Source organism: uncultured Succinatimonas sp., assembly GCF_905203285.1.
GTDB lineage: Bacteria > Pseudomonadota > Gammaproteobacteria > Enterobacterales > Succinivibrionaceae > Succinatimonas.
The window spans coordinates 1-12383 of sequence record NZ_CAJKVK010000009.1 but is presented as its reverse complement, the minus strand read 5'-3'; the positions used below and the strand labels follow the sequence as shown (position 1 = coordinate 12383).

The 12383-nt window shown below is 42.8% G+C and carries 13 protein-coding genes; 3 read left to right on the top strand and 10 right to left on the bottom strand.

The window, feature by feature from the left end:
• Positions 1 to 10 precede the first annotated feature (10 nt).
• Positions 11 to 1000, bottom strand: coding sequence for an MYG1 family protein (locus tag QZ019_RS02030; protein WP_295481943.1), 990 nt, complete (start codon positions 998 to 1000; stop codon positions 11 to 13).
• 204 nt (positions 1001 to 1204) lie between these two features.
• Between QZ019_RS02030 and QZ019_RS02025 the strand changes: the two genes are divergently transcribed.
• Positions 1205 to 2167, top strand: a complete 963-nt coding sequence (locus tag QZ019_RS02025) for a tRNA-dihydrouridine synthase (protein ID WP_294567078.1) — start codon at positions 1205 to 1207, stop codon at positions 2165 to 2167.
• Between the two features lie 45 nt (positions 2168 to 2212).
• Here QZ019_RS02025 and QZ019_RS02020 read toward each other — a convergent pair whose 3' ends face one another.
• Genes QZ019_RS02020 through hisG form a run of 9 tightly spaced genes read right to left on the bottom strand, consistent with a single transcriptional unit; the run spans position 2213 to position 10178 of the window.
• Positions 2213 to 3241, bottom strand: a complete 1029-nt coding sequence (locus QZ019_RS02020) for a TerC/Alx family metal homeostasis membrane protein (RefSeq protein ID WP_294567081.1) — start codon at positions 3239 to 3241, stop codon at positions 2213 to 2215.
• 9 nt (positions 3242 to 3250) lie between these two features.
• Complete coding sequence (gene hisI, locus QZ019_RS02015) at positions 3251 to 3652, bottom strand: phosphoribosyl-AMP cyclohydrolase (protein ID WP_294567082.1); 402 nt, start codon at positions 3650 to 3652, stop codon at positions 3251 to 3253.
• Positions 3639 to 4418 (bottom strand): imidazole glycerol phosphate synthase subunit HisF, encoded by a 780-nt coding sequence (hisF, locus tag QZ019_RS02010; RefSeq protein WP_295481940.1) that lies wholly within the window; start codon positions 4416 to 4418, stop codon positions 3639 to 3641. The genes hisI and hisF overlap by 14 nt, the downstream gene beginning before the upstream one ends.
• On the bottom strand, positions 4400 to 5134 hold the full coding sequence (gene hisA / locus QZ019_RS02005) for a 1-(5-phosphoribosyl)-5-[(5-phosphoribosylamino)methylideneamino]imidazole-4-carboxamide isomerase (protein WP_294567088.1): 735 nt from the start codon (positions 5132 to 5134) through the stop codon (positions 4400 to 4402). Before hisA ends, hisF begins: the two co-directional genes overlap by 19 nt.
• Before the next feature lie 9 nt (positions 5135 to 5143).
• Positions 5144 to 5749, bottom strand: a complete 606-nt coding sequence (gene hisH, locus QZ019_RS02000; RefSeq protein ID WP_294567091.1) for an imidazole glycerol phosphate synthase subunit HisH — start codon at positions 5747 to 5749, stop codon at positions 5144 to 5146.
• On the bottom strand, positions 5749 to 6852 hold the full coding sequence (gene hisB / locus QZ019_RS01995) for a bifunctional histidinol-phosphatase/imidazoleglycerol-phosphate dehydratase HisB (protein WP_295481938.1): 1104 nt from the start codon (positions 6850 to 6852) through the stop codon (positions 5749 to 5751). Before hisB ends, hisH begins: the two co-directional genes overlap by 1 nt.
• A 13-nt stretch (positions 6853 to 6865) precedes the next feature.
• Positions 6866 to 7939, bottom strand: coding sequence for a histidinol-phosphate transaminase (gene hisC / locus QZ019_RS01990; RefSeq protein WP_295481936.1), 1074 nt, complete (start codon positions 7937 to 7939; stop codon positions 6866 to 6868).
• A gap of 10 nt (positions 7940 to 7949) precedes the next feature.
• Entirely contained in the window at positions 7950 to 9245 is a 1296-nt protein-coding gene (gene hisD, locus QZ019_RS01985) for a histidinol dehydrogenase (RefSeq protein WP_294567097.1), read from the bottom strand.
• Positions 9246 to 9260: 15 nt separating this feature from the next.
• Positions 9261 to 10178, bottom strand: coding sequence for an ATP phosphoribosyltransferase (gene hisG / locus QZ019_RS01980; RefSeq protein ID WP_294567099.1), 918 nt, complete (start codon positions 10176 to 10178; stop codon positions 9261 to 9263).
• 522 nt (positions 10179 to 10700) lie between these two features.
• Here hisG and QZ019_RS01975 point away from each other — a divergent pair.
• Both QZ019_RS01975 and QZ019_RS01970 read left to right on the top strand, forming a co-directional pair.
• Positions 10701 to 11615, top strand: coding sequence for a POTRA domain-containing protein (locus tag QZ019_RS01975; RefSeq protein WP_295481934.1), 915 nt, complete (start codon positions 10701 to 10703; stop codon positions 11613 to 11615).
• Positions 11599 to 12383: autotransporter assembly complex family protein (locus QZ019_RS01970; protein ID WP_295481933.1), on the top strand; the 785-nt coding region annotated here is incomplete at its 3' end. The genes QZ019_RS01975 and QZ019_RS01970, both read left to right, overlap by 17 nt.

Here is a 12383-nt window from a genome sequence, read left to right as displayed (position 1 = left end):
GGAATTTTTTTTAGTTTTCTACCGGATATTCACCGAGCTTAAGCCAAAGTTTGGCCATCTCAAGATTGGTCTCAAAAGATAGTGCTCCGCCGGTAAAACCTGCTTTATGAACAAAAATCGTGCCGTTTAATCCTGAAGCTTTATCAAGACTCTGTCCGTCAAGACCGCGCCAGGTTAGGGGAGCACCGCAGCGATTGGCAAAACGTGAAGCTTTAGACAGTGGTAAAGATTGAACGCGCCATCCGCGCTTACGATCGGGATAAACCGCAAGGACACAGTTTTTAAAAACATCAAAATGACTAAGCACAGCCTGAGTCCATGGCAGTCTGGTGTGCATAATTAAAATTTCGCCGCCGTCATATACCTTTAAAACTTCTTTTATCCCAAATTCGGTATTTAATGCATTTATGGAGGCATTTTGCAGAATTTGCTTAAGCATTTTTACCGTCTGCATAAAAGCCTTATCCTGCTCATGTCCGCTTACGGCCGGAAGATTTTGCATGGCAACGATGTAGGGGATCCCCGGATCGATTTGGTAAAACTCGTTTAAGGCATTGAAAACATTTCGCCCCTCTGCGGTTTTAGGAGCTATTTTTTTTTCTAAAAACTCATTTAATTGACCGTTGTCATTAAGATCCACCATGCACATGATCTCATGGTCAATGCGTTTAAAGGCAGCGTCTATAATGTCATCTTCATAATGGGTTTTTATCAGTTCTAAAGCTATTTTTTTTAGAAAATCTTTGCCGAATTTCTGCCACATAAGACCGGCTGTAGCATAGCGGATCCCATTATCACGGCTTAAAGTAAATTCTTTTGAATGGTGATCAAAGTGACGGTTATCGTTTTTACCTGAAACATCAATAATAATGTCGGCTTTTTCAAGTTCAATAGGATTTCTTGTACGGATGACGGAGGGGTTGTCAAAAACATAACTTAAAACGGCGCAGGCAACTGTTTCGTCTGCATGAAAGGTTCCGTCATGCGTTGCAATAAGCATTTTTAAGCTTCTCCTTTACTTTAAGCTAAAAGCGGTAATATTTTAGCAGTGAGTTCATTAAGATGAATGTCGTCGAGAAAATTTAGCAAAAAAGTTTTTTTTACTTATTGGGTTAAACAATACATAGCTGAATTTGTTTAAAGGCATTTTAGTTGGATTTAAGGTAAAATAGCGCAAATTTTTGTCTTTTTCCGTCTTACAGTTATGGATATTAATAAGGTTTATTTAGCACCGATGGAGGGTGTTGCAGATCCTCCTTTACGTAAAATTTTGACGGCTCATGGTGATTATGATGAATGTTTTTCAGAATTTATTCGAGTCACCGATGTGGTTTTGCCCTATAAAACCTTAGAAAGGGAAGTTCCTGAACTAAAGGAAAATAATGCCCGTACATCAAGCGGAACTTTAGTAAGAGTTCAGCTTTTAGGCGATAATCCTAAAGCTATAGCCGATACGGCAAAGAGAGCTGTAAAATTGGGGGCTAAAAGTATTGATGTTAATTTCGGCTGTCCATCCCGTTTCGTTCATCACGGTGGGGCGATGCTGCTTAAAGAGCCCGATTTGATGCATGAAATTGTGTCTGCGGTACGAGATGCTTTACCTCCTGATATTTTCTTATCCGTTAAAGTAAGAACCGGATTTTTAAGTAAGACGGAAGCACCTGAAATCGTTTCAGCTATTGCGGTTGACGGCGTCAATGAAATTATCATGCATGCAAGAACACGCAAGGATTTGTATTCAGAAAGCGCTCTTGATTGGTCTGTTATCGGTAAGGTTAAAGAGTTTGCTCGCGGAATACCAATGGTGGCAAACGGTGATATTTTGTCTTACGAAGACGGTCAGGAATGTGCCAAGGCTGCTAAAACGGATCGCTTAATGGTAGGCCGCGGTGCTTTGTCTATTCCCAATGCCGGTGCCGTTTTGAAAGAAGGAGCCGATCCTTACTCGACATCTTATGTTTTAAAAGTGGTTGATGAGTTTATTCAGGAACTTATTGACCGTAATTTTATGGAAAAATCGGTTTTAGATCGCGCTAAGCAGTTTTTGGGTTTTGCAAGACGCACTGATAAGAATCTAGTTGAGTTTTTTAAGCTTTTTTGTCGGGAAAACTCGATAGATAAAGCCAGAAAACTAATTGAAGAGCATATAGAAAGGAACTTGTTTTAATTAGAGAATGCCGTTCCTTTAGCATAGGGAACGGCAAAGAAAAACTTATTTTTTCTTAGGAAAGACAAAGCTTGCGATAATGCCTAAAGACAAAATCACGGCGATGACTATAAGCGAAGTGTAAACGCTGATATCGATACCGAAGCCGAAAAGATGCAGGCTTGCAGAGGCTGCTAACTTAAAGGCAATGAAAAAGAGCAGTACGGTAACGGCCTTTTCAAGATGCACCAGATATTGACGCATAGCATCAAGCACGAAGTACATGGAACGAAGACCGAGGACCGCAAAAATCATTGCGGAATAAACGATAAGCGGTTCACGGCTGACCGCAATAACTGCAGGCACCGAGTCGAAAGCGAACATTACATCGGTAGTTTCTATAACTGCCAAGCATAAAAACAGCGGAGTGGCAAACCAAGGTCCGGAGCGCTTTAGCACGATGGATTTATTTTCGGGCTTTTCCAGTTCTTTATGAACTTCTTCACGCCTTAAGAAAAAATTATGTCCGACGATGCGCGGAAATACCGGAATGAAAAAGCGAACGGTTTTGTAAGCAAGATGTGAGGAAAAATCTTTGTTTTCGTCTGCATCATCATGCTTTTTAAGCATCATAAGTCCAGAAGCTGCAACCATTAAGGCAAAGATTATTTCAACAACGGGACCCATGGCAAATAACGCTGAGCCGATTACTACAAAGATCATGCGGAATACTACCGCACCGAGAACACCCCAGTATAAAACACGATGACAATATTTCTCCGGGACTTTAAACCAGGCAAAAATGGCCATCATTACGAACAGATTGTCAACAGACAAAGCCTGTTCAAACAGATATCCGGCAAGATACAACGATGCAACTTCACCGTTGAAATGAAAATATAAAAATCCGGCAAAGCCGAGTCCTATAGAGATCCAAAATAAAGTCCAAGCGATTGCCTGCTTTAAAGCTATGGGCTTATCGGAACGGTGCGCCCACATATCGATACCCATTGCAATTATCGCAAGGGCAACGAAGATCACGACGGTCTCGGTTTCTAAACCAATGTGAGTGTTGATGTAAGAATCGGTTGTCATAGCTTTTTCTTATTTCATCATATTCATAATGTAACGGACGGTTGCATCCGGAAGAGGAGATGCGTCAAAACAGCTCACGGTTCCTTTGTGGCAGGTGGGACCGTCAGGTCGGACTAAGATTAATAAGGTATCTTTGTCGCAATCGGTCGTGATGGCACGAAGATGCAGGAAATTTCCGCTTTCCTCGCCTTTAGTCCATAATTTTTGACGATCGCGGCTATAGAAAGTTACGAAGCGGCTGGAGATGGTTTTCTGCAGTGCTTCTTTATTCATGTAACCTACCATCAGGACTTGACCGGTTTGAGCATTTTGAATAACGGCGGGAATTAAACCGTTGCCTTTTTCAAAATCAAGTTCGTCAATTTTTTCAAAACCGTAGCAATAATCAAGCACGGGCTTAGGGGTTATCACGGATTATTACTCCTTTTTCTCTCAAGAATTTTTTAAGTTCACCAATATCAATGATTTTTTTATGGAAAACGGAAGCGGCTAATGCTCCGTCTACATCACATTCGTTAAAGGCATCGTAAAAATGTTCCATAGTACCGGCTCCGCCTGACGCTATAAGCGGAACTTTGCAGATTTCTCGGACTGCTTTTAATTGTTTTAAATCATAACCGTTGCGCATACCGTCTTGATTCATCATGTTAAGCACGATTTCACCGGCTCCGCGCTTTTGTACTTCCTTAACCCAATCAAGAGTTTGCCACTTGGTGGTAACGGTACTTTCGGTTTTGCCTGTATATTGCTTAACCTGATAAGTATCGGATGCGGCATCGTAATAAGTGTCGATTCCCACAACGACGCACTGTACGCCGAAACGATCGGCAAGTCGTGTAATTAATGAAGGATCGGCAAGTGCCGGACTGTTAATGGAAATTTTATCAGCGCCATATGCCAAAATTTGCTGTGCGTCTTCTTCGGTTTTAATTCCGCCTGCTACGGCAAAAGGAATATTTATGACTTCGGCAATTTTGGCCACCCATGATTTATCAACGCGGCGTTTGTCGGCAGAGGCCGTGATGTCATAAAAAACAAGTTCGTCTGCGCCTTCGTCTGCATAGCGTTTAGCTAAATCAACGATAGATCCCATGACTTCGTGATTTTTAAACTGCACTCCTTTAACAACGACTCCGTCACGGACGTCAAGGCACGGAATTATGCGTTTTGCCAGCATTTAATCGCCTCCTTGACGGTAAAACGTCCTTCTAAAAGGGAGCGTCCCAACACTACTGAGGTGGCTCCTGACTGCGCGACGGCTTTAATATCATCAAGGGATGAAATCCCGCCGGATGCAATAATGTCAATTTGCGGAAATTGAGCGGCAAGCTTTGAATAGAGACTGTTGTTTGCGCCTTTCATCATTCCGTCTTTGCTGATATCGGTAACCAAGACATGTTCAAGGCCTGAACTTAAATATCTCGAAATGGCGGTTTCAAGCTTGAGGTTTGAAGTTTGCAGCCAGCCGTGGGTAGCGACATAGGCAATATCATCAATGATGCGCACATCAAAAGCTAAAGTAATATGATCGCTGCCGAATCGACGCATCCAGCCGCGAACCAGTTCCGGCTCTTTAACTGCTACGGATCCGATAACGACACGCTCAACCCCGCTGTCAAGCAAGTTTTTTACATCGCTTGCAGAGCGTATCCCGCCGCCGGTCTGAATCGGAATAGGGGAAGCTTTGACAATACGTCCTATTGCCGCTCTTTGTCTTTTAGCAGGATTTTTGGCTCCGTCCAAATCAACGATGTGCGCCATTTGGGCACCTTGGTTGGCCGCCTGCAAGATACGGGAAGTCGGGTCAAAATTAAAAACGGTTTTTTGAGTAAAATCTCCTTGCTTTAAGCGGACAACTTGTCCGCCTTGCAGATCGATTGCTGGAATAATCACAAGCGTTACCTAAAGGTTGATAAAGTTGTTTAAAAGTTTAGCGCCGACCGATCCTGATTTTTCAGGATGGAATTGCACACCCATAAAGTTATCGCGGCACAATGCGGCGGTAAATCGTACGCCGTACTCACAAGTGCCGATCGTATAATCACCGACATCCATAGCAAAAGAGTGTACGAAATAAAAATAAGCATTCTGCTTAATACCGGCAAAAAGCGGATGATCGGTATGTGTTACGGTATTCCATCCCATATGCGGCAAAATTATGTTATCGCCGTGAAGCTTTTTTACTTTTTCCGGCACAATCTTTAAGGTTTCAATTTCCTTTAATCCTGAGTTTAAAGGCACTTCAGCCGATGCTGAGCCTAAAACCTGCATGCCAAGACAAATGCCTAAAAGCGGTTTTTTAGTATTTAAAATAAAATCGTAAAGATTACCGTCATTAATTCCGGACATAACGGCTAAAGCAGTACCGACACCCGGCAGGATAAGCTTATCCGCTTGATTTAAGGTATTGATGTCAGCAGAAATTACAGGGTCAATACCAAGGCGTTTTATTGCTTGAACGACTGAGTTTAAATTAGCTGATTTGGTATCAAGGATACAAAGTTTCATTACAGCGTTCCTTTTGAAGAAGGAAGATCGTTGCCGCTTACGGCTATTGCCTGGCGCAAAGCTCGTCCGAATGCTTTAAATAAAGCTTCAATCTGGTGATGGCAGTTGCCGTCAGAAACTTTCATATGCAGTGTAAGACCTAAGGCTACTGCAAGCGATTCAAAAAAGTGCGGGACCATCTGTACCGGCATGGTTCCTGCTTTTTCCTCGCTGAAAATTCCGTCAAGCGTGAAATTGCAGTGAGGTCTGCCCGAAATATCAAGTGCAACCGTCACGCCGTCATCATTTAATTTATCGGCAAAGACATGGGCATAAACTTCATCCATAGGCAGTACGAATCCGAAACGTCCGATACCGCGTTTATCTAAAAGAGCTTCTTTTATTGCCGTACCTAAAGCAATGCCGGTATCTTCAATGGAGTGATGTTCATCAACAAATAAATCACCTGTGACTTTAACGTCCATATTAAACCCGCCGTGGGTAGCAATTTGATCAAGCATGTGATCAAAAAATCCCATTCCGGTATCGATTTTGGAGCAACCGTGGTGATCAAGATCGACCGTGATATCAATCTTGGTTTCTTTAGTGTGTCGGCTGACGGTTGCGATACGATGCCTTACGGTCAGGTTATCGGCAATTTTATCCCATGGCATTGAGTCTTCATGATAGAGAATACTATTTATTCCCATATTCTCTCCCATCTGCAGATCGGTCTGTCGATCTCCGATAAAGAAAGAATGAGCTCTATCCCATGAGGTATCTTTTAAATAAGCCATAACCATGCCAAGCTTGGGTTTACGGCAGTCGCAGTTATCTTTTTCAAAGTGAGGGCAAATTAGTACCTGTTCAAAGGTAATTCCCTGACTTTTTAAAGTGTTCAGGATAAATTCGTGCGGTTTGGTGAAGTCTTCAAGCGGAAAAGATGAAGTTCCCAATCCGTCTTGATTGGATACCATGACAAAAGTAAAACCGGCATCTTTTAAACGGTTTAAAGCCGGAATAACTTTCGGGGCAAAAGATATCTTCTCAAGACTGTCGACTTGAAAATCTTCAGGTTCTCTGACTAAGGTTCCGTCTCTGTCGATAAATAAATATTTTTTCATCTTTAATAAGTTGTTATACCGCAGCAAGAGTACTTAAAACACGCATCAATTCATCAAGCTCTTCATCCGAGCCGATGGAAATACGGATGCAGTCTTTAAGCCCCGGTTTGGTTTCAAAAGATCGCAGAATAATGCCTTTTTGGGCAACGGCATTGAAAATTTCCGGTCCGTTTTTAAATTTAACGAGCAGGAAGTTGGCTTCTGACGGGAATACTTTGCTGACAATGGGTAATGACAATAAAGCGCTTTCTAAAATATCGCGGCGTTTTAAAGCCATGGAAACGCGGATCCTCATCAGATCTTTACCGCCTGAGGCAAGAGCCTGTTTGGCAACTTGAGCTACCGGATCAGGAATAGGATACGGATCGATGACTTTGGTTAAAAGAGCTATTACTTCTTTGTCAGCTAAAGTAAAACCGCAGCGGATGCCGGCCAGGGCAAAGGCTTTTGATAAGGTACGAAGCACTATAAGGTTTTTATGCTCTTTTATTAAATCAACGACGGTATTTTGGGCTGAAAATTCAATATAGGCTTCATCCATGACGATAAAAGTTTCAGGTAAAGCATCAAGCAGTTTTAAAAGCTCGTCTTTATTGAAAATGATGCCCAATGGATTTGCCGGACTGTCGATAAATACTGCCTTAACTTTAAAAGGAGCTTTTTCTACAGCATCAAGGATGGCTTTTGCATCTAACGTAAAATCATCATGGCGTACTGCGTAAGCAACTTTGGCGTCATTGGTTTGGGCGGCGATTTCGTACATTCCGTAAGTAGGAGGAGCGATAACGATACCGTCTTGGCCTTTTTCACAGAAAGTACGGACAATAAGCCCGATGCCTTCATCCGAGCCGCGGGTTACAAGTACGTTTTCAGGACGCAGATCGGTGTAATCGGCGTAGGCGGTTACTACTTCTTGCGGCTGGCAGTCAGGATAGCGGTTTAAAGTCGTAGAGTTGAAAAAATACAACTCGCTTTTAGGTGACTCATTAGCATTTAAAAAAGTATGGCCGTGACCGCCGATACGGCGTGCAGACTGATACGGTACAAGCTCTTGAACGTGTTTTGCTGCAAGTTTCTTTATATCCATACTTTTTCTCCTAAATTGTTCCTTTTGCTGCTTTTACACGAATTGCTGCTGCGTTTTTATGGGCGTCAAGTCCTTCGGCAGCTGCTAAGGCTTCAACTGTTGCGGCAATACCGATGATTCCCTTTTTGGAAGCATGGGAGACGGTAAAGCGGCGTCTGAAATCATCAGTACCTAAAGCTGAAGCGGTACGGGCGTAGCCGTAAGTAGGCAGAGTATGATTGGTTCCTGAAGCATAATCACCTAAAGATTCAGGTGTGTATGCTCCGAGGAAAATAGAGCCGGCATTACGCAGTTTAGGCAGCAGTGCCTTAGGTTTTTGTGTCTGAACAATAAGATGTTCAGGAGCATATTTGCAGGAAATTTCAGCACATTCGTCTAAATCTTTGCAAACAATTGCCGTACTCTTTGATAAAGCTTTTTGAGCGATTTCTTTTCGCGGCAGAGCTTGCAGCTGTCTGTCAACGGCGGCAAGTGAATCTTTGATTTGCTTTTCCGACGGGCTTAATAAGATAACTTGAGAGTCTGGACCGTGCTCGGCTTGTGACAACAAGTCTGCAGCGATTAATTCAGGATTTGCTTTGTCGTCGGCAATTACCAAAACTTCAGAAGGTCCTGCAGGCATTTCAATGGCAGCACCGTTAGGATCTTCGCTTACCATACGTTTTGCCATGGTAACGAATTGATTGCCCGGGCCGAAAATTTTAAGAACTTTAGGAACCGATTCTGTTCCGTAAGCCATAGCTGCGACGGCTTGCGCACCTCCGATACGGAAAATACGCTTAACGCCGGCTTTATGTGCAGCATAAACGATGGCATCGGAAACAGGGGGCGGTGAACATAAGATGATTTCACTGCATCCTGCAATTTTTGCCGGGACTGCAAGCATCAGCGCCGTTGAAACCAACGGAGCGCTTCCACCGGGGACATAAAGACCTACAGACTCAATCGGATGGGTTGCAGTCATGCAGGTAATACCGGGGAAGGTTTCAAGCGTCACATGACAGGGTTTTTGCGCGGCATGAAAAGCTTTAATATTTGCAAGAGCAAGATTAATGGCTTTTTTAAGCTTAGTGCTTACACGGGAGCAGGCGTCCTTAATTTCTTCTTTGGTAAACTCAAGGTCTTTGCCTTCATATTTATCAAGTTCTTTTGAATATTTGCGCAAAGCTTTATCGCCGTCTTTTTTTATGTTGTCGATAATCGAACGGACAATTTCGCTTACTTTTGCACTGTCGTTTTGCGCAGGTCTGGTCAAAGCGGCAGCACGTTCGGCATCATTTAATTTATTCCAGAATTTTATATCCATTTTTGCGCCTTTTAATTAATCAAGCATTTTCTCGATAGGAACTACCAGAATTGAAGTAGCTCCAAGTGCTTTTAACTGCTCCATGGTTTCCCAGAAAAGTTTTTCACGAGATACGACATGCAAGGCCACGCGATCAGTCTCTCCTTCAAGTTCAATTATTGAAGGATTTTCAGCACCCGGCAGAATTGCCTTTATCTGCTGCAACATCGCTTTTGGCGCATTCATCATAATGTACTTGCTTTCACGGGCAGCCATGACGCCTTTAAGACGCGGAATAATCAAATCGGCAATTGCCTGCTTTTCAGGGAATAAATCTTGATCGCGGCCGATTAATACGGCTTTTGACTCATAGATGGTGTCAACTTCACGCAGGCCGTTTGCCTGAAGGGTTGCTCCGGTACAGACCAAATCGCAAATAGCATCGGCAAGGCCGGCGCGCGGTGCAACTTCAACGCTGCCGGTTAAAAGAACAGGTTTGAAGTTGATGCCTTGCTCGCTAAGTTTTCTTTTCAATAAGAAAGGATAGGTAGTTGCGATTTTGCATCCTTCCAAATCAGCAAGACCGTGCCATTCCTTTTCCTGTGGAATTGCCACGGATAAGCGGCAGTCGCCGTAATTTAATTTCATTACTTCGCGGTATCCGGTCGGCATGCCGTCTACTTTGCGCTGCATCGTGGTTTCTTCAAGAACGTTTTGTCCGACGATACCCCAGTCAACAACATGATCCATAACAAGACCTGGAATGTCGTCATCACGTACGCGCAAAATGTCAATCGGCAGATTCTCGACATGAGCAAGTAAATGATCGCGGCTTTCGTTGATTTTTATTCCACAGTTTTTAAACAGCTTTTCGGTATCGTCGGTTAAACGACCTGATTTTTGAATCGCAATTCTAAGGCGTGAACGACTGGCGTCATTGTTAACCATGCTCATAATTTCCTCTTTAACTTTTCTGCCTATATTAGTGACTTACTCCCCGACTTAAAGAAGGCGGGGCTTCTTCTCGCTCAAGACACCTGTCGGCGCCAGTATCAACGAGCTATCCCCGCAAGTCCTGCGGTTCATGCTGTACAATAAACCTGTTTTTATTGTACACAAAAGTCTGGTGAGCTGCCTTGTGCCATTCATCCCCACCCTAAAGAGGATAGGGATTTCTGGTATATATTGTTAAAGTTCAGCTAAACTAATCATTATATAGTGAAGTCTATAATTGTTCATACTGACGGTGCATTTTGATGCAAAAAATCTTAGTTAGAAAATTAGCGGATACTACGTTTGATTTTTTCGAAAATTCTTTTAAGGAGCGCTTAATTTTTAGAGTAAATTACTTATTTTGTTCAATTATTTGCGATAATTAATAGGATTGAAAAAAAGGCCTGAAAGTTAAAAATGTTTGTTGTTTTGCCGCAGATAAAAAATTTATGCAGAAAAATCCTGTGCTGCTGCACTGCGGTTATGTGCGCTGTGCTTTTATGTTCCTGCGGTTCAAATGACGAGCTTATTGAGCAAAAGCCCGATGATACCGTGTACGTAACTTTTAAAGTAGATGGATTGAATCAGCAGCTTCATGATAATGTGCAGGCTTTTTTAGATACCATGCCTGCAATTGCTAAAGAACGGGTTTTTCTTTTTAATCGCGAAATTAGGGAAAATACGCAAAAAGCACTGCGCGCATTCGGCTATTACCACCCTGAGATTAAAGTTGAGTTGCCAAAAAGGGACGATCCTAACGCCACTGAAGTTGTTGTAAGCGTGGATGCCGGCAAACCTTTGTTTATACGTAATTGCAATGTTGAAATTTTAGGTGAAGGCGCTGACTATAAAGTATTTTCCGATTTGCTGTCTAACAGCTCGATTAAGTCTTATACGCTGCTTGATCATGGGGCTTATGAAAAATTAAAGTCGGATCTGCGTTCTAAAGCTTTATCTTTAGGCTTTTTTGACGTGGAACTTTTGTCTTCGCGCATTATGGTTTATACCGAAGAGAATTTTGCCGATATTGAGCTTCTTATTGATACGGGCAAGAGGTATTCTTTCGGCAAATTCATTACTGATGAAACAACTGATGAATTATTAAAACCTGTTGAGTCATTGATGACTTTAAACGAAGGCAAGCCTTTTTCAACCAAGGAAATCAGTGATTATCAATCAAGTCTTACTCGGACTAATTTCTATCGCTCGATAGACATTACTCCGCAGATGGAAGCTATTGAAGATTATAAAGTTCCGCTTAAGGTTCATCTTGAAAGACGCAGTAATAATCTGATGCGCGTCGGTGCCGGTTTTTCAACAGATGAAGGTCCGCGTATGCTGTTTGAATGGGATAAACCGCTTTTAAACAGCAGCGGACTCGTTGTCTTCATATGCTAAATTATCGCAGGTTACGCAAAATGCTCAGGTAGTTTATAAGATACCGCGTAAAAATCCGAATCTTGATTATTATTATATAAGTGCATCGCAGACCCATACCGATTTAAATGATACGCTATCAGATCGTTCGCATTTGAGTTTCCATTATGTTGCCAACGATACCGGAGTGTGGCGCCGAGATTACTCTATAAGAGCTGAATACGAAGATTATACGCAGGGATCTGAAAAAGGATACGGCTGGAATTTTATGCCGGCTTTGCAGCTTTCGCGCCGAGAAAGCTCCGGCGGTTTTGATCCGCGTTACGGATATTCTTTAAACCTTGATCTTACCGGCGCAACTTCAGGAATTTCCGATTATTCTTTCTTTAGAGCTCTGGCCACTTTTAAAGGCGTTATCTCTCCTACGGAAAATACGCGTTTGGTAATGCGTTTGCAGCAAGGCGGCATTTTCGGACCTGACAGCGAGACTTTACCGCCCAGCCTGCGCTTCTTTGCAGGCGGTGACCAGTCTATCCGCGGCTACGGATACATGGATGAAGCACCGCATAATTCAGGCGGGTTAAAAGGTGCCCGCTATCTTACTACCGGAACTTTGGAGTATCAGTTCCCTATAGGAATAGCCAATTCGCGCATGGCGGTTTTTCTTGATGCCGGTACGGCAACGGATGATTATAAGGATGATTTTCTTTTCGGTCCTGGTATCGGCTATCGATATGTTTCGCCTTACGGAACCGTCCGTGTTGACTTAGGCTTAGGAATAGATAATGG

Coding starts and splice junctions, on each gene's coding strand:
- QZ019_RS02030 (WP_295481943.1), bottom strand. CDS start 1,000: ATGCTTATTGCAACGCATGACGGAACCTTTCATGCAGACGAAACAGTT.
- QZ019_RS02025 (WP_294567078.1), top strand. CDS start 1,205: ATGGATATTAATAAGGTTTATTTAGCACCGATGGAGGGTGTTGCAGAT.
- QZ019_RS02020 (WP_294567081.1), bottom strand. CDS start 3,241: ATGACAACCGATTCTTACATCAACACTCACATTGGTTTAGAAACCGAG.
- hisF (WP_295481940.1), bottom strand. CDS start 4,418: ATGCTGGCAAAACGCATAATTCCGTGCCTTGACGTCCGTGACGGAGTC.
- hisH (WP_294567091.1), bottom strand. CDS start 5,749: ATGAAACTTTGTATCCTTGATACCAAATCAGCTAATTTAAACTCAGTC.
- hisB (WP_295481938.1), bottom strand. CDS start 6,852: ATGAAAAAATATTTATTTATCGACAGAGACGGAACCTTAGTCAGAGAA.
- hisC (WP_295481936.1), bottom strand. CDS start 7,939: ATGGATATAAAGAAACTTGCAGCAAAACACGTTCAAGAGCTTGTACCG.
- hisD (WP_294567097.1), bottom strand. CDS start 9,245: ATGGATATAAAATTCTGGAATAAATTAAATGATGCCGAACGTGCTGCC.
- hisG (WP_294567099.1), bottom strand. CDS start 10,178: ATGAGCATGGTTAACAATGACGCCAGTCGTTCACGCCTTAGAATTGCG.
- QZ019_RS01975 (WP_295481934.1), top strand. CDS start 10,701: ATGTGCGCTGTGCTTTTATGTTCCTGCGGTTCAAATGACGAGCTTATT.